Annotated in this window: 13 protein-coding genes; 5 read left to right on the forward strand and 8 right to left on the reverse strand. The window is 71.8% G+C overall.

Annotated features, from left to right (window positions below; translation table 11 throughout):
* The first annotated feature begins 1 nt into the window (after window position 1).
* Genes ACWCP2_RS14125 through ACWCP2_RS14135 form a run of 3 tightly spaced genes read left to right on the forward strand, consistent with a single transcriptional unit; the run spans window position 2 to window position 3412 of the window.
* Window positions 2-1195, forward strand: a complete 1194-nt coding sequence (locus ACWCP2_RS14125) for a toxic anion resistance protein (protein WP_450908844.1) — start codon at window positions 2-4, stop codon at window positions 1193-1195.
* Window positions 1192-2820 (forward strand): substrate-binding and vWA domain-containing protein, encoded by a 1629-nt coding sequence (locus ACWCP2_RS14130; RefSeq protein ID WP_450908845.1) that lies wholly within the window; start codon window positions 1192-1194, stop codon window positions 2818-2820. Before ACWCP2_RS14125 ends, ACWCP2_RS14130 begins: the two co-directional genes overlap by 4 nt.
* Window positions 2807-3412, forward strand: coding sequence for a hypothetical protein (locus ACWCP2_RS14135; protein ID WP_450908846.1), 606 nt, complete (start codon window positions 2807-2809; stop codon window positions 3410-3412). Before ACWCP2_RS14130 ends, ACWCP2_RS14135 begins: the two co-directional genes overlap by 14 nt.
* Before the next feature lie 96 nt (window positions 3413-3508).
* Here the strand turns inward: ACWCP2_RS14135 and ACWCP2_RS14140 are convergent, their stop codons facing one another.
* Complete coding sequence (locus tag ACWCP2_RS14140; RefSeq protein ID WP_450908847.1) at window positions 3509-5353, reverse strand: phosphoenolpyruvate carboxykinase (GTP); 1845 nt, start codon at window positions 5351-5353, stop codon at window positions 3509-3511.
* Between the two features lie 220 nt (window positions 5354-5573).
* On the opposite strand from ACWCP2_RS14140, the gene trhA reads away from it, so the two are divergent.
* Window positions 5574-6260, forward strand: coding sequence for a PAQR family membrane homeostasis protein TrhA (gene trhA, locus ACWCP2_RS14145; protein ID WP_450908848.1), 687 nt, complete (start codon window positions 5574-5576; stop codon window positions 6258-6260).
* Between the two features lie 88 nt (window positions 6261-6348).
* Here trhA and ACWCP2_RS14150 read toward each other — a convergent pair whose 3' ends face one another.
* From ACWCP2_RS14150 to ACWCP2_RS14170, 5 genes are all read right to left on the reverse strand, one after another.
* On the reverse strand, window positions 6349-8769 hold the full coding sequence (locus ACWCP2_RS14150; protein WP_450908849.1) for a galactose oxidase-like domain-containing protein: 2421 nt from the start codon (window positions 8767-8769) through the stop codon (window positions 6349-6351).
* A 22-nt stretch (window positions 8770-8791) separates the two neighbouring features.
* On the reverse strand, window positions 8792-10012 hold the full coding sequence (locus ACWCP2_RS14155; protein ID WP_450908850.1) for a glycosyltransferase: 1221 nt from the start codon (window positions 10010-10012) through the stop codon (window positions 8792-8794).
* A gap of 6 nt (window positions 10013-10018) precedes the next feature.
* The gene (locus ACWCP2_RS14160) at window positions 10019-11731 is read right to left on the reverse strand and encodes an ArnT family glycosyltransferase (protein WP_450908851.1); all 1713 of its coding nucleotides are present in this window, start codon (window positions 11729-11731) and stop codon (window positions 10019-10021) included.
* A complete protein-coding gene (locus ACWCP2_RS14165) occupies window positions 11728-13044 on the reverse strand; it encodes a glycosyltransferase (RefSeq protein ID WP_450908852.1) in 1317 nt (438 codons plus the stop codon). The genes ACWCP2_RS14160 and ACWCP2_RS14165 overlap by 4 nt, the downstream gene beginning before the upstream one ends.
* Window positions 13045-13337: 293 nt before the next feature.
* Window positions 13338-15401, reverse strand: a complete 2064-nt coding sequence (locus tag ACWCP2_RS14170) for a thioredoxin domain-containing protein (RefSeq protein WP_450908853.1) — start codon at window positions 15399-15401, stop codon at window positions 13338-13340.
* 271 nt (window positions 15402-15672) lie between these two features.
* On the opposite strand from ACWCP2_RS14170, the gene ACWCP2_RS14175 reads away from it, so the two are divergent.
* A complete protein-coding gene (locus tag ACWCP2_RS14175) occupies window positions 15673-18960 on the forward strand; it encodes a tetratricopeptide repeat protein (RefSeq protein ID WP_450908854.1) in 3288 nt (1095 codons plus the stop codon).
* Window positions 18961-19088: 128 nt separating this feature from the next.
* On the opposite strand, the gene ACWCP2_RS14180 is transcribed toward ACWCP2_RS14175, so the two are convergent.
* Together ACWCP2_RS14180 and mca are read right to left on the reverse strand one after the other, a co-directional pair.
* On the reverse strand, window positions 19089-19325 hold the full coding sequence (locus ACWCP2_RS14180) for a hypothetical protein (protein WP_450908855.1): 237 nt from the start codon (window positions 19323-19325) through the stop codon (window positions 19089-19091).
* 2 nt (window positions 19326-19327) lie between these two features.
* Window positions 19328-20209, reverse strand: coding sequence for a mycothiol conjugate amidase Mca (mca, locus tag ACWCP2_RS14185; RefSeq protein WP_450908856.1), 882 nt, complete (start codon window positions 20207-20209; stop codon window positions 19328-19330).
* Between the last annotated feature and the right edge of the window lie 15 nt (window positions 20210-20224).

Here is a 20224-nt window from a genome sequence, read left to right on the forward strand (position 1 = left end):
GATGGACACCATGACACTGACACCGCCCGAGAACACCCCGCTCGTCCTCACCGCCCCCGAACCCGTGGCCCCCGTCGAGCGGGAGCAGGCCTCCGGCCTCGTACCGCTCCAGGACGGGGTGCGCGAGGAGATGGCCCGCCGGGCCGGGGAGTACGTCGGCTCGCTGGCCGGCATCGACAGCCGCTCCCCCGAGTTCGCCACCCGCATCGGGGAGATCACCGGGCTCGGCTCCGCCGACATCCGCGGCGCTGCCCAGCAGTCCAACCGCATGCTGGAGCGGGCCGTACGCTCCCTCGGCGCGGACGGCGGCGGCGACGCCCAGGCCCGCGTCGCCGGCTCGCTCGTCGAACTGCGCCGCACCGTCGAGGACCTGGACCCGAGCGATGCCGGCGCCAAGGGCGTGCGCAAGCTCCTGTCCAAGCTGCCCGGCGGCAACAGGTTCCGCGACCACGTGGCCAAGTACGCCTCCTCGCAGACCACCCTCAACCGGATCGTCGGCGCGCTGCGCGGCGGCCAGGACGAGCTGCGCCGCGACAACGCCGCCCTGCACACCGAGCGCGCCCGCCTGTGGGAGACCATGGGCAAGCTCCAGGAGTACGCGGTGCTCACCGAGGCCCTGGACGCGGCCGTCGAAGAGCGGATCGCCGGCCAGAGCGACCCGCAGCAGGCCGACGCGCTGCGCGTGGACGTGCTGTTCCCCGTACGGCAGAAGCACCAGGACCTGCTGACCCAGCTGGCCGTCTGCGCCCAGGGCTACCTGGCGATGGACGTGGTCCGGCGCAACAACGAAGAGCTGATCAAGGGCGTCGACCGGGCCGCGACCACCACGGTGTCCGCGCTGCGGATCGCCGTGATGCTCGCCCAGGCCCTGAACACCCAGGGCGAGGTCATCAAGCAGATCAACACCCTGCGCGACACCACCGAGGGGCTGATCCGCGGCAACGCGGAGATGCTGTCCACGCAGAGCGGGGAGATCCAGCGGATCGCCGCCGACCCGGCCGTCGGCGCGGAGACGCTGCGCACGGCCTTCGCCCAGATCTACAAGACCCTCGACACCATCGACACCTTCAAGGTGCAGGCCACCGAGAACATGGCCGCCACCGTGGAGTCCCTCACCGCCGAACTCCAGCAGGCCTCCGCCCACCTGGCGCGCACCCGCACCACCGGCGCCCTGGAAGGCGGGGAGGCCCGATGAACGGCATGAGCATCCGCGGCGCCGTGCTGCGCAGACGGCTCGCCGCGGCCGTGGCCCTCGCCGCCACCCTGCTCGGGGCGAGCGCGTGCACGGAGGACTCCGGCCACCCGAAGCCGAAGGCGACCGCCTACCAGGAGGGCACGCTGCGCGTCCTGGCCTCCAGCGAGCTGTCCGACATGGACGAGGTGCTGAAGGCCGCGAAGGCCGCGACCGGGATCGGCGTGGAGCTGACCCTGTCGGGCACCCTCGACGCGGTCGAGCAGATCGCCTCCGGCAAGGCCGACGGCAGGTACGACGCCGTCTGGCTCTCCTCCAACGACTACCTGCGGCTGCGCCCCGAGGCCGCGGGCAAGCTGTCCAGCGAGACCCCGGTGATGTCCTCGCCCGTCGCCCTCGGCGTGAAGCCCGAGGCGCTGGCCCGGCTGGGCTGGAAGCCGGAGTCGGTGACCTGGTCGGCGGTCCACGAGGCCGTGGCCGCCGGGAAGCTGACGTACGGGATGACCGACCCGGTGCGCTCCAACTCCGGCTTCTCCGCGCTGATCTCGGTGGCCTCCGGGCTGTCGGGCGCGCAGGCGGCGCTGACCGACGCGGACGTGGCGAAGGCGCAGCCGATGCTGAAGGGGTTCTTCACCGGGCAGAAGCTGACCTCGGGTTCCTCGGGCTGGCTGGCCGCGGCGTACACCCAGCGCGGGGACGTGGACGCGCTGGTGAACTACGAGTCGGTGCTGCTGTCCATGAACCGGGACGCGAAGACGAACCTGACGGTGATCCGGCCGCTCGACGGCGTGGTCACGGCCCACTACCCGCTGACCCTGCTGACCTCGGCCCCGGCCGGGGCCCGCGAGTCGGGACGCGCGCTGACCGAGTACCTGAGCGGCGCGGCGGCCCAGAAGGCGATCACCGAGAAGACCTTCCGGCGGCCCGTCGCGGCGGGGGTGACCCCGGCGGCCGGGCTGGATCCGGACAAGCGGCGCGAGCTCCCCTTCCCGGGCACCCGGTCGGTGGCGGACGGGCTGCTGGCGAGCTACGAGAACGAGCTGCGCCGCCCCTCGCGCACGGTGTACGTACTGGACACCTCCGGTTCGATGGCCGACGAGGACCGGATCGGCCGGCTGAAGTCGGCGCTCACCGATCTGACGGGAACGGGGGATTCGGGCACCGGGGAGCGGTTCCGGGACCGTGAGGAGGTCACCCTGCTGCCCTTCGGCGACAAGGTGAAGAAGGTCCTGACGCACACGGTGGAGCCGGGCAACCCCGGACCGGCCCTGGACGCGATCCGCGGAGACGTGAAGTCGCTGCGGCCGGACGGCGGCACGGCGATCTACAGCAGTCTGCAGGCGGCGTACCAGCAGCTCGGCAAGGGCAACGCCGACGCGTTCACCTCGATCGTGCTGATGACGGACGGCGAGAACACGGCGGGGGCCGGGGCCAAGCAGTTCGACGCCTTCTACGCGGGCCTGCCCGAGGCGCAGAAGCACACGCCGGTCTTCGCGGTGCTGTTCGGCGACTCGGACCGCAAGGAACTCGCCCACATCACCGAACTGACCGGCGGGCGGCTCTTCGACGCCACCGACGGCAACGGTTCGCTGGACGGAGCCTTCGAGGAGATCCGTGGCTACCAGTAGGGTCCTGCGGTTCCTGGAGTCGAAGAAGAACCTGGCCGGCAGTGCCTGCGGGCTCGTCGGGGTGGTCCTGACCCTCACCGGGGTGGCCGGCACGTACTGGCCGCTGGTGGTCGCCGGACTGTACGGGGCAGGCGCGCTCGTCGCCCCGCCGGAGGTGCCGGCGCCGCCGGTACCGCCGGAGCCCGCCGAGCAACTGGGCTTCGTACGGGAGGACTTCGCGCGGCTCCAGGAGTACGTCGGCGAGGTGGATCTGCCGCAGGAGCCCGGCGGGGTGCTGTCCGGGCTGCTGGAGCTGTACGCGGCGATGCTGGAGCCGGGCTGGGTGGCGAGCGTGCTGGCCGCCGACCCGGAGGCGGTGCACGCGCTGACCCGGGCCATCCGCACGGACGTGCCGGAGTGCGTGGACACCTACAACCGGACCCGCTGGTGGACCCGGCTCACGCCGGGCGGCGAATCGCCCGAGCGCCACCTGGAGCGGCAGCTGACGCTGCTGCGCGAGGAGGCGGAACGCATGACGGCGGACCTCCGTGAAACGGAGGCCCGCCGCCAGCAGACGCACACGACCTATCTGGAAGGCCGCAGGGAGTCCTGAGTCGGGGAATCCCGCGTCGACCCGCGGCCGGGGACAGCCGGCCGCAGGAGTTCGGTGGTGCCCGGAACGGGCACGGGGAGGGGTACGGGCAGGAGATCAGCCCAGGCGCTCGACGAGCGCCTCGTACTGGTCCCACAGCTCCTTCGGCGTGTGGTCGCCGTAGGTCTTCAGGTGCTCGGGGACCAGCGAGGCCTCGTCGCGCCAGACCTCCTTGTCGACCGTGAGCAGGAACTCCAGGTCGGCGGCGGGCAGGTCCAGGCCGTCGGTGTCCAGGGAGGCGACGGTCGGCAGGATGCCGATCGGGGTCTCGACGCCCTCGGCGGCGCCGTCGAGGCGCTCGACGATCCACTTCAGGACGCGGCTGTTCTCACCGAAGCCGGGCCACACGAACTTGCCCGCGTCGTTCTTGCGGAACCAGTTCACGTAGTAGATCTTCGGGAGCTTGGACTGGTCCTTGTCCTTGGCCACGTCGACCCAGTGACCCATGTAGTCGCCCATGTTGTAGCCGCAGAACGGCAGCATGGCGAAGGGGTCGCGGCGCAGCTCGCCGACCTTGCCCTCGGCGGCGGCGGTCTTCTCGGAGGCGATGTTCGAGCCGATGAAGACGCCGTGGTTCCAGTCGAAGGACTCGGTGACCAGGGGCACGGCGGAGGCGCGGCGGCCGCCGAAGAGGATCGCGGAGATCGGGACGCCCTTGGGGTCCTCCCACTCCGGCGCGATCGTCGGGCACTGGGAGGCCGGGACGGCGAAGCGGGCGTTGGGGTGGGCCGCCGGGGTGTCGGACTCCGGGGTCCAGGCGTTGCCCTTCCAGTCGATCAGGTGGGCGGGCGCCTCTTCGGTCATGCCCTCCCACCAGACGTCGGAGCCGTCCGGGGTGAGCGCGACGTTGGTGAAGACGGTGTTCGCGTACATGGTCTTCATGGCGTTGGCGTTGGTGTGCTCGCCGGTGCCGGGGGCGACGCCGAAGAAGCCGGCCTCGGGGTTGATCGCGTAGAGACGGCCGTCCTCGCCGAAGCGCATCCAGGCGATGTCGTCACCGACGGTCTCCACGGTCCAGCCGGGGATGGTCGGCTCCAGCATGGCCAGGTTCGTCTTGCCGCAGGCGGAGGGGAAGGCTGCGGCGATGTACTTCGCCTCGCCGGCCGGCGGGGTGAGCTTGAGGATCAGCATGTGCTCGGCGAGCCAGCCCTCGTCGCGGGCCATGACGGACGCGATGCGCAGGGCGTAGCACTTCTTGCCGAGCAGGGCGTTGCCGCCGTAGCCCGATCCGTAGGACCAGATCTCGCGGGTCTCGGGGAAGTGCGAGATGTACTTGGTGGTGTTGCACGGCCACGGCACGTCGGCCTGGCCCTCGGCGAGCGGAGCGCCGAGGGTGTGGACGGCCTTGACGAAGAACCCGTCGGTGCCGAGCTCGTCGAGGACGGCCTGTCCCATGCGGGTCATGGTGCGCATGGCGACCGCGACGTAGGCGGAGTCGGTGATCTCGACGCCGATGGCGGAGAGCTCCGAGCCGAGGGGGCCCATGCAGAAGGGGACGACGTACATCGTGCGGCCCTTCATGGAGCCGCGGAAGATGCCGCCTTCTTCGCCCTTGCCCGAGAACAGCTCCTTCATCTCGGAAGGGGCCTTCCAGTGGTTGGTCGGGCCCGCGTCCTCCTCCTTCTCGGAGCAGATGAAGGTCCGGTCCTCGACGCGCGCGACGTCGGAGGGGTCGGAGGCGGCGTAGTACGAGTTCGGGCGCTTGGCCGGGTCCAGCTTCTTGAAGGTGCCCTTGGAGACGAGCTCCTCGCAGAGGGCCTCGTACTCGGCCTCCGAACCGTCACACCAGACGATGCGGTCGGGCTGGGTGAGGGCTGCGATGTCACCGACCCAGGAGACGAGCTCCTGGTGCTTGGTGGGGACGTCGGAAGTGGTGGTGCCAGCCGCGATGTCGCGCGCCACGATCGCTCCTTGTTGAGGGGTTTGATTTGTGATTGCCCCGTGGGGGCCGCGACCCGGACGCTTCGCGCTCCGCTCATCCGGTGTCGACCGCACTCATCTGATCATCCGGTGCGTGTGCGCATATGTCCAGGGGGCCTCTCACGTGAGCATCGCCACTCCGGTCAATCTTCCGTAAAGCGCACTAACGGAAACCTACGCAACCGTAGGTAGCATGTTCGGCATGACTTCCGACGCCGCTGCCGTGGCCGCTCCGATGGTCGAAACAGCCGATCAGGAGACCAAGCCGCTCATGCGCGGCTGGCTCCACACCGGCATGTTCCCCGCCGTGGTGATCGCCGGCCTCGTCCTGATGGCCTTCACCGACTCGACCCGGGCCCGGGTGGCGTGCGGGGTGTACGTCCTCACCGCCTGCCTGCTCTTCGGAGTCAGCGCCGTCTACCACCGCGGTACGTGGGGCCCGCGCGGCGAGGCCATCCTGCGGCGGCTCGACCACGCCAACATCTTCCTGATCATCGCGGGTACGTACACCCCGCTGACCGTGCTGCTGCTGCCCGACTCCACCGGGCGGACCCTGCTCTGGGCGGTCTGGATCGCGGCCGCGGCCGGCATCGCCTTCCGCGTCTTCTGGGTCGGCGCCCCGCGCTGGCTGTACACCCCCTGCTACATCGCCATGGGCTGGGCGGCCGTCTTCTTCCTCCCCGACTTCCTGCGCACCGGCGGCATCGCCGTCCTGGTCCTGGTCATCGCCGGCGGCCTGCTCTACAGCGTCGGCGGGGTCATCTACGGCATCAAGCGCCCGAACCCCTCACCGCGCTTCTTCGGTTTCCACGAGGTCTTCCACTCCCTGACCCTGGCCGCCTTCGTCGCCCACTACGTGGGCATCTCGATCGCCGCGTACACGCACTGACGGGAGCGGGCGCCGAGGGAAACGGGCGCGGACGGCACGGGCCCCGCCGCGCGAGCGGACGGGGCCCCGCCTCGTACCGGGCGGCCGCCTACGTGCAGGCGAAGCCGTCACCGTCCGGGTCCAGGCGCAGCGGATCGCTGCCGTTGACCTTCAGGCGCTTCGGGTAGGCGTGGGCGGCCAGCCAGTCGCAGCGGGCCTTCGCCGTCGCCTTCACCTCCGCCGGGAACCGCGTGGGCACGCACACGTTGACCGTGCCGTAGTGCCGGTCGCAGCCGGCCACGCTCGGGGCCACCGGCACCGAGTCCCGCTGCGCGGGGTTCTTCTTCGGGGCCGCCAGCTCGTTCGCGAAGGTGTGCTCGTGCGCGGACGGCGGCTCGGCGGCGGCCGCCAGCGCCGAGGGTCCGCCCAGGTGCACCCACTGCGCGATCGAGGGGATCCCGTTCGCGTCGACCGCGAAGAGCATGTACCAGCCGGGCGGGGCCAGGTTCGGGTTGCTGGTGACGTTCAGGTCGACCGTGGTGCCGTTGACGACCGTCAGCGGCAGGTCCACGAACCGCTGGTTGGGGTCCGAGGAGTGGGTGACCGCCGCCGGCCGGATCAGCTCCGCCTTGGCGACCGCCCGGTTGACGGTGATGCGCTGCGTGTCCCCGTACACCCACTGGCTGTCGATCACCGAGGTGATCTGCGGGCGCGCCCCCTTGAAGAGGTAGGGCGGGGTGTAGATCGACACGTTGTTGTTGTACGTGCCGTTGCCCGGGTTGTCCCCGACCGACATGACGCGGCCGTCCGGCATCAGGAACGACGCCGAGTGGTACGTCCGCGGGATCGGGTCGGTGGCCAGGCCCGGCTGGTAGGTGTTGGTCACCGGGTCGAAGAACGAGGCCTCGTACACCGGGTCGGCCCGGTCGTGCAGGGCGCCGCCGGTCTCCAGCACCTTGCCGTCGGGCAGCAGCACCGCGGACACGTACATCTTGCCCTCGGCCCCGGTCTGCGGGCGCTTGCCCGCGCCCTGGTCCACCAGGCCCTGCGGCAGGTCCGGGCCGGCCGTGTAGGCGGGGCTCGGCTGCTTCAGGTCGATGAGGTCGGTGATCCGGTTCGCGGCCGGGTTGGACTCGTTGTTGCCGCCGCCGATGGTCAGGACCCGCTGGTCCTGCGCGGGGGGCAGCAGCACGCTCGCCGACTCGTCGCGCTGGTCCTTGTTGCGCAGGCCCGGCACGTCGGTGACGGTGTTGGCGGCGTAGTCGTAGACCGAGGCGCCGGTGCCCTGGGTGCCGTTGCCGAAGGTGTGGCTGCCCGAGTAGAAGAGCCGCCCGTCCTGCATGAGGATCATCGACGGGTACAGGCCCCAGTACGACCAGGTCTGGTTGACCTCGTTCATCGGCAGCCACTTGTTCTGCGCCGCCGAGAACTTCTCCGCGGTCACGTTGCCCGTGGAGTCCTCCTTCAGCCCGCCGAAGGAGATCACGTCGCCGTTGCCGAGGACCGTCGCCGACGGGTACCAGTGCCCGCCGTTCATGTCGTTGGTCTTCGTGTACTTCTCGGTCGCCGGGTCGAAGGTGTACGAGTCCTTCAGCCCCTGGTAGCCGATCCTGCCGTCGGCCGAGGGATAGCCCTTGTTGCCGCTCATCACCAGCACCCGGCCGTCGGACAGCTGGACATGGCCGGAGCAGAACATGTCGACGGGCGTCGGGATCGTCTTGAACGAGCCGTTCGCCGGATCGTAGACGGCCGAGGTGAAGGTGCCCGCGTTGAACTGGGCGATGTCGTTGCCCGAGCCCGCGATCAGCAGCACCTTGCCGTTCCTCAGCACGACGGCGTGCATCGAACGCACCGGGTTCTTGGCGGCGATCACCTCCCATTTGCCCTTCGCGCACTCCGCGGCCGTACCCGTGCAGGTGGGCTGCGGCGGGACCGCCCCCACCTCCTCCAGCGCGTAGTCGTCGGTGGTGAGCGTGCCGACCCCGTAGACGGAGATGCCCCACGCGATCTTGTCGGTGTTCGGCGGGACCGCCGGCGTACGGACCTCCGTACGCGCCCACGCGGCGCTGACGGGCGGATTCTGCAGATCGGTCCAGTACTGCCAGCCGGCCACCGTGTCGTGGCGGAACACCGTCACCGACACGTCCGGGGTGTTCGACTTGTACCAGGCCGACAGGTCGTACTGCCTGCCCGGCACCACCGTCGGGGCGCAGGTGCCGTTCTCGGTGACCAGGGCCTTGCGGTCGCCGTCCACCCGGCGGGTGAGCGAGACCTTCATCGCCCTGGTGCCGGAGTGCGCGTCGGCGACGGTCGCGAAGCTGAAGTCGTTGTCGCCCCAGCCGGACTTCGACCAGCAGGACGGCATGTCGGAGCCGGCCGGACCGGCGGTCTCGAAACCGGGGTTGGTGAGCAGATTGGGCGGTCCGGCCGTGGCCTGCTGCGGTGCGGTCAGCAGCAGGCCCCCCGTCATCGCCCCGACGGCCAGCAGAGCGGCCCGCCACCCTGCCCTGCGCCGGATCTTCCTTCCCATGGGGAGCATCCCTTCGTGCGGCTCAACTCATGCGTGCGGTGCCTGACGTGCGCGGGAGGTAGACGAGCGCCTCCGTCGCCGCGAAACGCAGGACGAAGGTGATGACCAGAGCGAGCGCCGTCGCGGACAGCACGCCGAAGCCCCAGGTGCCGACGAACACCGCGATCAGCGGGATCCGCAGCAGCAGATCGGCATTGGCCAGCAGCGTGAAGCGCCCCAGCCGGTCGGCCCAGTGCCGGTGCCGGCGCCGGTCGCGGAACAGCAGGGTCTCGATGAGCAGGAAGTTCCACAGCACCCCGGCCTGGTTGGCCACCACCTCGGCGGCCAGGTAGTTCATCCCGGTGTGCGTGAGCATCCACAGCGCCGCCAGGTTCGGGACGAAGCCGGAGAGCCCGACCAGCCCGAAGCCGATCATCCGGGCCAGCGGGGTCGCCGACCGCAGCGAGGCGAGATGGGTGAGGAAGCGCAGGCCCTCACGGGCGGTGGACTTGGACTCCCCCGCGAAGCGCACCTGGAAGACGAACGGCACCTCGGCCACCCGCGCCGGCCGGCAGCGCACCGCCAGCTCCATCAGGATCTTGTAGCCCAGCGGCTTCAGCGCCTCCGGCGTCACCGCCGCGCGGCGCATCGCGAAGAACCCGCTCATCGGATCGCTGATCCCGCGCAGGGCCCGCGGGAAGAGTCCCTTGGCCAGCCAGGTCGCCCCGCGCGAGACCGCGACGCGGTAGCCCCCGGCGAGCCCGGCCCGGCTGCCCCCGGCGATGTACCGGGAGGCCACGACCAGGTCGGCGCCGGTGCGCTCCCCCTCCCCGACCAGCTCGGGGACCAGATGGGGCGGATGCTGGAGATCGGCGTCCATGACGACGATCCAGTCGGTGTCCGCCCGCCCGATCCCCTCCACGACGGCCCCGCCGAGCCCGCCCTCGGGGCTCTCCCGGTGCAGGACCGCCACCGGGAACGCGCATTCCAGGGCGGCCCGCTCGATGACGGCCGGGGTGTCGTCCGTGGAGTCGTCGACGAACAGCACCGACACCGGCAGGTGCGCGGGCAGGGCCGCGGCCAGCCTGCTCAGCAACTCGGCGATGTTTCCGGCCTCGTTGAAGGTCGGGATGATCAAGGTGACACTGCCCGGGGCGGGCGCCTCGGCGGCCGCCTCCGCACGGTGCGGTGCGTGCGGTACGTGCGGTACGTGCGGGGCGGGCAGTGCGTGCAGGGCGGGCGGGGTCCGCAGGTCTTCGCTCATGCCGGATCAACTCCCGTTGACGGTGCGGGACGTGGCCGCGGGATCGGTGCTGTCCGTACGCCGGATCTCGATGCGGTCCTCGCCCTCGCCGAAGACGGCCACCGGCGTCGAATGCTCCAGCGCCGCCTTCACGCTGGGCAGTTGCGCCGCGTCGCGCCGGACGGTGGGCGAGGAGACCACGTAGTCGATGTCCCGCCAGCCGCGCGGCAGCGTCCTGGTGACCGCCGGGTCCAGGTCGGCCTTGTAGAACCAGATGGCACCGAGACCCGGGTCGAAACCGTGGTGGACGGCGTCCAGCCACAGCGCGTCGTCGACCAGCACCCGGGTCGTGGCCGGCTCGCGCACCTCGCGCCCGAGCCAGGCCGCGGCCTGCCGGTACGGGGCGTTCGCGTCGACCGTGAGCGCCGTACGGTTCCCGTCGTACCAGCGCGGTACGAGGTACAGGGCGGCGGAGGCGGCCAGGACGCCGGCCAGCGCCCACCGCCCGTAGGCCAGGGCCCGCCGCTCCCCCGGCGCGCGGCGGCGGCGCAGCACGGCGTGGGTGACGCTGGCCGCGCCCCCGGCGAGGACCAGCGCGAGGAACGGCAGCGCCTGGATCACGTACATCGCCGGGAGGTAGCCGGAGGGCCGCAGCGCGACGAGGCCGAGGATGACCACGGCCAGCGCCGGGCCGGCGAGGGCCCGGGCCGTGACCGACCAGCGGATGGTGACGAGCAGCAGGACCGCGCCGGCCAGGCCGCCGAGCGGCAGCACGGTGTCGTAGTACAGCCAGGACTCGAAGACCCCGTGCGAGCCGGAACCGGGGTCCAGGATGAAGCCGGAACCGGCCCGGCCCATCTGGTAGACGATGCCGTCGATGAGGGAGACGTGGCCGAAGCCGGGCAGCAGCTCGGCGTTGAGCAGCGCGTACAGGGGGTACGTCACCCCGATCAGCACGCACGCGGTGACGGCTCCGGTGACGGCGAACTTGCGGGTGTCGCGGTGGCTGTGGCGCCACATCGTCACCAGCAGCGCCGGGAGCACCACCAGCATCGTCTCCTTCGTCAGCACGGCCGTGGCGGCCGCCAGTCCGGAGGCGAAGTGGTGCCACAGGTGGCGGCTGGGGGACGCGGCGAGGCAGAAGGCCAGCAGCATCCACATCACGGCGATGTTGTCGAGGAAGATCTCCCGCTGCAGCACGACGGAGAGCGGGGACAGCCCGAACAGGCCCATGGCCAGACCGGCCGCCCAGCGCGGCAGCCAGAGCCGGCGCGCGAGCACGTACAGCAGGACCGAACTGGTCGCGGAGACGGCGAGCATCGAGAACCGCATCGGCGCGACGGTCATCGCGTCGGGCACGAACAGGGACGGCAGGTACGTCAGGCCCGCTATCTGGATCCAGCCGAGCGGCGGGTGGTCGTACCAGTAGGTGTAGTGCGCCAGCCCCTTGCCCTGCTGGACGGCCCAGGCCTGGGCGAGGTAGGTGCCCTCGTCGTCGCTGAGCGTCGGGAAGTTCGTGATGTTCCAGCCCTGTACGAGGAGGATCGCGAGCAGCAGCGCCCCGCACAGCAGCAGGTCGGGCCGCGAGGAACGGAACCGGACGAGCGGCCGGGCCGGCGCGGCGGGACGGACCCCGAGCCCGCCGGTGCGCTGGCGCGGGATGAGGGGGGCGCCGGCGGCGGGCGCGGTGAGGGTCGAACCGGACTCGGGATCAGTGGCCGTGGGCAGGGTGGCGGTCACCGGTGGCTGTCCTCTCGGATGAGGGTGTTCGGGCTGCTCGGGGCCTCGCTCGGGGCTTCACCGGACGCGGACGCGGACGCGAGATGGGCTCCGGTGTGGCTGGTGAGCTCCCAGTCGCTCCGTCCGCGCTGCTCGCGCCAGACCGCGCGGATCGCGGCGCCGGCCAGCATCACCTGGTAGAACGGGCCGCCGACCACGAGCTTGACGTAGTGCCTGAACCGCACCCGCAGCCCGTACTGGCGCCCGAAGTCGTGCAGGCCGACCACCTCGAAGACGAAGGTCACCATCGCGGTGATCATCGGCAGGAAGGTGACGATCGCGACCCCGACGGGCACGTCGAGGAAAACGGCGACGGCGAAGTTCACCGGGATGATCACCCCGGACGTGGCCTGCATGAACGGGGTCATGAGCGTGTAGCGGGCCAGCCAGCGCTGGCCGCGGCCGGGCAGTTGCTGCCAGTCCTTCTTGCGGTACACCTGGAGGAATCCCTGGTTCCAGCGGGTGCGCTGCTTGAGCAGGCTCACCAGGGACCCCGGGGTCTCCTCGCGGGTCACCATGTCGGAGTCGTAGGCGACGACCACCTTCTTGCCGACGGAGGACAGCCGCACGCCCAGGTCGCAGTCCTCGGCGAGGCAGTTCGGGTCCCAGCCGCCGGCCTTGCGCAGGACCTCGGTGCGCACGAAGACGGTGTTGCCGCCGAGCGGGATGAACCCCTTCTCCGCGTGCAGGTGGAGCCGGGAACGGAACCAGAAGAAGTACTCCAGGCAGTTGCGCAGGCTGTACCAGCTGGAGTGGAAGTTGATGAGCTGGACCCCGCCCTGGACCACGTCGGCGCCGGTGGCGCGGAAGGCGTGGTCCACGTGGGACAGCAGCTCGGGATGGACCTGGTCCTCGGCGTCGAAGACCCCGACGATCTCGCCCCGGCAGTACGGGAGGGCGGTGTTGAGGGCCTTGGGCTTGTTCTTGACCTCGTGGTGGTCGGTGATGACCCGTACGAGACCGGGCGCGCGGGCGGCGGCCCGCTCGGCCACCTCCGCCGTCCCGGGGTCGTCGTGGCCGACGATCACGATGATCTCGTAGTCGCGGTGGCTCGACTCCAGCAGCCGTTCGATGGTGTGCTCCAGCACCGCCTGTTCGTGGCGGGCGGGCAGCAGCAGGGAGAAGGCCAGCCGGCCGCCGCCGTCGGGGCGGTCGAAGCGGGTCGAGGCGAGCGTCTCGGGCGTCCGCCACGCGTGCATCTGCCACCAGAGCGTGAACGCCGCCATCCAGAAGAGCGCGAGCGAAACCACACAAATGAACACGGAAATGAACAAAGCGTCCCCCACAGACGTGCCGCAACCCCATGCGGCGATCTCACAACCCCCCGGGAACGGGTCCGCGAGGCGGCGGGCTCCCCAGCCCGCCGTCCTCGCCCGTCCCCGATTTCCCCCCGCGCGCAACCCCCGGTGCGCTCTACGCCGGCGCCCCAGGGCGCGGACAGTGACTGATCGGTGACTCCGAAGTCATGAGACTAGGCAGGGAACATGACGCGCAGGCGCTGTCGAGATAAAAACCACGTTGCCGAACTGACCTTGAAAGAAGCGGAATTGACGCTACTCCGGCACTTTCAGGGACGAACCGCACCCAACTGGTCCGCCAGCTCGACCGGATCGGTCGTAGGCCGCGCGCAGACGAAATGTCGACAGACGTACGCCGTCGGGAGGTCGTGCACCAGCGTGCGCTCGGCCAGAAGGGGGAACTCCCCTCCACTGCCGTCCGCCGCCCCCGGCAGCCCCGTCGCCACGACCGCCCCGGGAGCCGTCCCCAGCAGCGCGACACGGTGCAGCTCCGCCCGCGCCGCATCCTCCGGATGACCGACCACGGCCACCTCCCGCGGTCCGTCCACCAGCGCTTCCGCGACCGCCAGCCCGTGCCCGATGAACCGCGGGGCGCGCGGCCCGAGGGCGTGCACCACCGCGAGCGCCCGCTCGGCCGCCGTACGGTGCGCCTGCGAACCGGTGTGCGCGGCGTACGACAGCAGGGCGCCGGCCGCGGCGGTCCAGCCGGAGGGGGCCGCGGTGTCGGTCGGGTCCTGCGGCCGCCTGATCAGCTGCTCCGCGTCGTGCGCGGTGTCGTAGAGCGAGCCGTCCTCGGCGGTGAACCGGACCAGGACCAGGTCGACGAGGAACCCGGCGAATTCCAGCCAGACCCCTTCCCCGGTGACGGCCGCCAGCGCCAGGAACCCCTCGGCGACGTCCCCGTAGTCCTCCAGCACCCCGGCGTTCGCCCCGACCCGCCCGTCCTTGCTGGTCCGCGCGAGCCGGGCCATGCCGGCCGCCGCGTCGAAGTGAACCCTGACCAGCAGATCGGCGGCCTCCGTGGCCCGCTCGACCAGGTCGGGCCGGTCGAAGAAGGCCCCGCACTCGGCGAGGGCCGCGATGGCCAGCCCGTTCCACGCCGCGACGATCTTGTCGTCCCGCCCGGGCGCGGGCCGCGCCTGCCGCGCGGCGAGCAGCCGCTCCTTGATCCCGGTGAGCTGCTCCTCACCGATGTCCGGCCCCTGCGCGGGCAGTTGGAGCACCGACATCCCGTGCTCGAAGGTCCCCTCCTCGGTCACCCCGAAGCAGCCGGCGGCCAGATCCCCGTCCTCCTCCCCCAGCACCTCGCGCAACTGGGCGGGAGTCCAGGCGTAGTAGACGCCCTCCACGTGCTTGCCGGTCTCCGGGTCCTCACTGTCGGCATCCAGCGCGGAGGCGAAGCCGCCCTCGTGGGTGCGCAGTTCACGGACCATGAAGTCGGCGGTCTCCAGGGCGACCCGACGCGCGAGATCGTCGCCGGTGGTGCGCCAGAGGTGGGCATAGACCCGGCAGAGCAGCGCATTGTCGTACAGCATCTTCTCGAAGTGGGGAACGACCCACTCCCGGTCCACGGAGTACCGCGCGAACCCGCCGCCGAGCTGGTCGTAGATCCCGCCCCGCGCCATGGCCTCGCACGTGTCCGCGGCCATCTGCAGCGCCCCCTCGGACCCGGTCCGGGCGTGGTGGCGCAGCAGGAACTCCAGCACCATGGACGGCGGGAACTTCGGCGCCCCGCCGAACCCGCCGCGCGTGGCGTCGTACTCCCGCGTCAGCCCGAGCAGCGCCTTCGCGAGCTCCTCCGGCCCGGGGGTGCCGGCCTTCCCGTAGTCGAGCTGCCGCCCCGCGAGGTCCCGTACGATCCGCTGCGCGACCTCCGCCACCTCCTCGGGCCGCCCGACCCACGCGGTGCGCACGCCTTCGAGCACCTGCATGAAGGAGGGCATCCCGTGACGCGGCTCGGGCGGGAAGTAGGTCCCGAAGTAGAAGGGCTCCGCATCGGCCGTCAGGAACACGGTCATGGGCCACCCGCCCTGCCCGGTGGCGGCCTGCACGGCCTCCATGTAGACGGCGTCGATGTCGGGCCGCTCCTCACGGTCAACCTTGACGTTGACGAAGTGCTCGTTGAGATAGGCGGCCGCCAGCTCGTCCTCGAAGGATTCGTGGGCCATGACATGACACCAATGGCAGCTTGAATATCCGACGCTGAGCATCACCGGCACCCCGCGCTCCCGCGCCTCCGCGAAGGCCTCCGGGGACCAGGGCCACCAGTCGACGGGGTTGTCGGCGTGCTGGAGCAGATACGGAGAGGTCTCGTTCGCGAGGCGGTTCGGCATGGGCCCAATCTATTCGCAGGGAGGCAAGCCACGCTCGTCTGCCCACAGGTGTCTCGTCCCCTGCCACAGCGCCATCCGGAGAAGGGCGACACGCACGTGCCGAGACGGACGGGCAGCGTGGCCGAGGTGGGCGGTATCGGTCCGCGGGGGTCACCGCAAGCGATCGGTTGCGGGCCAACTCCCTCTGAACTAGCTCAGATTCCCTCGCGCTCGCGCGCGTCCCGACGGACACTTGTGGCACGGTGCCGGAGCTCTCTGAGGGGGATTGCCGATGCGGGACAGTCATCGCGGTGAGGCCGAGCGGCTGCTGGTGCGGGCCGTGGAGGAGGAGTCCCGGCGGGGGGCGGGCGGGGCGGCCGGGACTCCGGAGGCCAAGGCCGCGCTGCTGGCGCGCGGCAGGCAGGCGCTGGACTCGCTCGCGGCGAGCGCCGCCGCCGAGTACGAGGCGTACGTACAGGCCCTGGACGAGACGGCGGCCGGGGAGCAGTCGCTCGGTGAGGCCTTCCGGCGGGCGAACACCTCGACGGCGCTGCTGGTCACCGGGGTCGCGGCGGCTGCCGCGGTCGTGGCCGACCTGGCCTTCGGGGTGGCGGCCGGTACCGCGCTGACGACCGGCGCCGTCGTGGGCGTGGCCGGGGCGACGGCGACGGTGGCCAAGGTGACGGCCCTGCACCTGCCGGCGGCGAACCGGCGCGCCGGGGAGGCGGGCCGTCCGGGCGGGGCGGAGCAGCTCCGGCTGAAGTGGCTGTCGGCGCTGGAGGTGCGCGGGATACGCCCCTTCCTGGAGCAGCAGCGCAAGGTGGCGGCGGCGCTGCACGCCCCGCCGAAGGCGGTGAACGGCAACGGCGGCTCCGCCCTGCCGCTGCGCGGGGCCAATCGCAGCGCCGAGGCGCGGCGGCGGGCCATGCTGGAGCAGTCGTTCGGGCAACTCCCTTCGCTGGAGGGTGCGTTCGTCGGGCGGCGGGCCGAGCTGGCGCGGATCGCGCAGTGGGTGCACAGCGCCCGGGTGAGCACCGAGACGCGGCCGGTGGTCGTGGTGCTGCACGGGGAGCCCGGGGTGGGCCGCACCACGCTCGCGCTGCACACCGCGCAGGCGCTGCGGGACCAGTTCCGGGGTGCCTGCGTGGTGAACCTGCGCGGTGGCGGCGCCTCGGAGAGCCCGCTGCCGACGCGTGAGGCACTGCTGCACCTGATGAACCGGCTCGGTGCGCCCCGCGAGCAGCTGCTGTTCCGCGAGGGCTCCTCGGCGGAGCAACAGGTGCGCAGGCTGGGCGAGTTGTATCACCAGCATGTGCAGGGCACCCCGGTGGCGGTGGTCCTGGACGATGCGGTGGACGCCGCGCAGGTACGGATGCTCGTGCCGGAGCGGTCCGAGAGCCTGGTCCTGGTCACGGCCCGGGAGCCGCTGGAGCTGCCCCCGGAGCTGGCGGCCTGGGTGTACCAGCTGCCGGTGACCCGGCTGACGCAGGAGGCGGGCGCGGAGCTGGTCCGGGCGGCGGGAGAGGGAGAGGGGAAGGGAAACGGTAAGGGCGATGGGAAGGGCGAGGCGACGGGCGAGGGGGCCGGGGGCGGTGCGGAGCCGGCCGAGGCCGTGCGGGCGCTGCTCGCGCTCGGCGCCGGTCTGCCGCTGGCGCTGCGCGTGCTGGCCCCCCTCGGGGAGGTCGGGCGGGCCACCGCGTCCCCGGGGCCGGAGGGCTCCCTGGACGCCGCCCTCGACCTGGCCTACGCGGCCCTGCCCGAGGAGCGGCGCCGCCTGCTGCGCCGGCTGACGCTGGCCGGCCGGGCCTCGCTGGGGGCGGCGGCCGCGGCGGCGCTGATCGACGCGGACCAGGTGGAGGCCGGGCGGCTGCTGCGCGAGCTGGCGCGGGCGGGACTGCTGGACCACGTGCGCGGGGACCGGTTCCGGATGCACGACGCGGTGCGCGCGTACGCGGCTGCGCGGCTGGCCCGGGACGAGGACCGGGCCGACGCCGCGGCGGCGCACGAGCGGCTGATCCGTACGTACGCGCAGCTCGCCGACTCGGTGATCCGGATGGTCGACGGGAAGATGTCCACGCGGGCGAACGCCCTGTCCAAGGCGAGCACGGTCGGCGGGCACGGTTTCCCCTCCCTGGACGCGGCCCTGCGCTGGCTGGACGACGAGTCGAGCTTCATCACGGCGGCGCTGCGGCATTCGGAGGGCGTGGACCAGCAGGCGGTACTGGACCTGCTGGGCGCGCTCTGCGACTTCTGCCTGCTGCGCGGCGACCTGTACCGGCTCGGTGAGATCAACGAGCTCACGCAGGCCGTCGACCAGGGGCTGCTGGTCCGCTCGGTGCAGTGGCGTACGGGTATCGCGGCCCGCCAGCTCGGCGAGCTGGACAAGTCCCGCACGACGCTGACCTCGCTGGTCGACCAGTACAAGGAGGCCCGGCAGGAGGCGGGCGCGGGCATGGCGCTGGTCTCGCTGGGCATCACCCTGCACCACCAGGGCAACCTCCCCGAGGCCTCGGCCCGCATCCGGGAGGCGCTGGTGCTCCAGGCCACGGACGAGCTGGCGGGCGACCGGGCGTGGGGCCTGCACGCGCTGGGCGCGGTGGAACGCGACCGCGCGCACCTCGCGGAGGCGCTGCGGCTGCTGCGCGAGTCGCTGGGCCTGCACCGGGAGAGCGAGAGCGTGCACGGCGAGGCCTGGGCGCACCTGCAGCTGGGCCAGGTGTACCTGAGGCTGGGCGAGGTGCCGCGCGCGGAGGCGGAGCTGCGCCTGGCGCTGGAGCTGTACGGGCGCACGCGCGACGACCGGGGCCAGGCGTGGGCGCTGACCCAGCTGGGCCGGGCCCGGGTGGTCGACGGGGATCCGGGGCCGGCGCTGGAGCGGCTGCGGGACGCGCTGGCGCGGCACCGGGAGGCGGAGGACGCGCGCGGTGAGGCGTGGACGCTGTACTACCTCGGGCAGGCGCTGGAGGAGGCCGGGGAGCGGGACCGGGCGGTACGGGAGCTGGAGCGGGCCCGCACGATGTTCTCGCGGATGCGGGACGTGTACGGGCTGGCGCACGCCCGTCACCACTCGGGCCGGGTCACGCGCGACCAGCGGGCGGCGCAGACGGGGAACCTGAAGAACTCCGGGTTCGCCCGCCAGCTGCTGGTGGACGCCCGGGCGGACTTCCGCCGCATCGGGCTGGCCCACGGGGAGGCGTGGACCTGTCTGGAGCTGGCGGTGGTGGACGCGGGCAACGGGCGGACCGCGCAGGCGCTGGACCTGTGCGAGGAGGCGGTGCGGCTGTTCATCTCCTACGGGGACCGGCGCGGGGAGGACTGGGCGCGCTTCCTGCGCTGCACGCTCCTGCCGTACGCGGTCCCGGCGGCTCCGGACGAGGCGCGCACCGAGCTCGCACGGCTGGCGGCGGCCCCGCATCCGATGCGGGACGGGCGGCTGGAGGACTGTCTGGAGTCCTACACGGTGATCCTGGGGCGCGGGGTGGACCCGGCGGAGGGCTGGCAGGCGTGGCGGCTGTCGCTCGTACCGAACCTGCACTCGCGGGAGATCATGGGCGTCCCGGTGCCGCTGCCTTCGGTGTAGGGGCGCGCATGCCTTCGGCGTAGGGGCGCGCACGGCCTCCGGGCGCCCGGGAATCCCCCGGGCGCGCGGGAAGCCGCCGCCCCGGCCGGGAGACCGGCGGGGCGGCGGACACCGCGTGCGTACGGCGCCTACGGGGCGCGCGTGCCCTCTGCGGAACCCGGGGCCGAGGCCGGGGCCGGCTCCGGGGCTTCCTTGAAGTCGACCCGGCCCATGTGGCGGCTCATCGACTTCATCAGGCCCCACACCCCGAGGGCGAGGGCGGCGAACACGACGAATCCGAGGAGGCCCGGGGTCACCTTGTTCTTGTCGAAGGTGTCGCCGGCCAGCGGGAGGAGCTGGGCGATTGCTTCGTGCGTAGCGCTCATAGCTACGCATTCTCCCGGATGCCCGCGAAGAGGTCGGACTCGGGGAGGGAAGTGTCCACGAGGGACTTCGCGAGCTCGTACTCCTCCGTCGGCCAGACCTCCTTCTGGATCTCCATCGGGACGCGGAACCAGCCGCCGTCGGGGTCGATCTGCGTGGCGTGGGCGATGAGCGCCTTGTCGCGGATCTCGTAGAAGTCGGCGCAGGGTACGTGGGTGGTCAGGGTCCGCTCCTTGCGCTCGAACTCCTTCCACCGCTCCAGCCACTCCCCGTACGGGGATTCCAGGCCGCGGGCGAGCAGGGCCTCGTGCAGGGCGACGGTGCGCGGCTTGTTGAAGCCCTGGTTGTAGTAGAGCTTCTGCGGCTGGTACGCGGGGCCGAACTCGGCCTCGGGGTACTTCTCGGTGTCGGCCGCGTGATCGAAGGCCACCATCGAGATCTTGTGGGTCATGATGTGGTCGGGGTGCGGGTAGCCCCCGTTCTCGTCGTACGTGGTGATGGCCTGCGGCCGGAAGGCGCGGATCTTCTTCACCAGCCGGCCGGCGGCCTCGTCGACGTCCACGAGGGCGAAGCAGCCCTCGGGCAGCGGCGGCAGCGGGTCGCCCTCGGGCAGGCCGGAGTCGACGTATCCCAGCCACTCCTGGTCGACGCCGAGGATCTCGCGGGCCTCGTCCATCTCCTTGGCCCGCACCTCGTGGATGTTCTCCTCGATGTACTTGTCGCCCTGGAGCTTGGGGTTGAGGACGGAGCCGCGCTCACCGCCCGTGCAGGTCACCACCAGCACGGACACCCCCTCGGACACGTACTTGGCCATGGTGGCCGCGCCCTTGCTCGACTCGTCGTCGGGGTGGGCGTGGACGGCCATCAGTCGAAGCTGCTCGGTCAAGACAGGATCCTCTTT

It is taken from the genome of Streptomyces sp. NPDC002104, assembly GCF_053593795.1.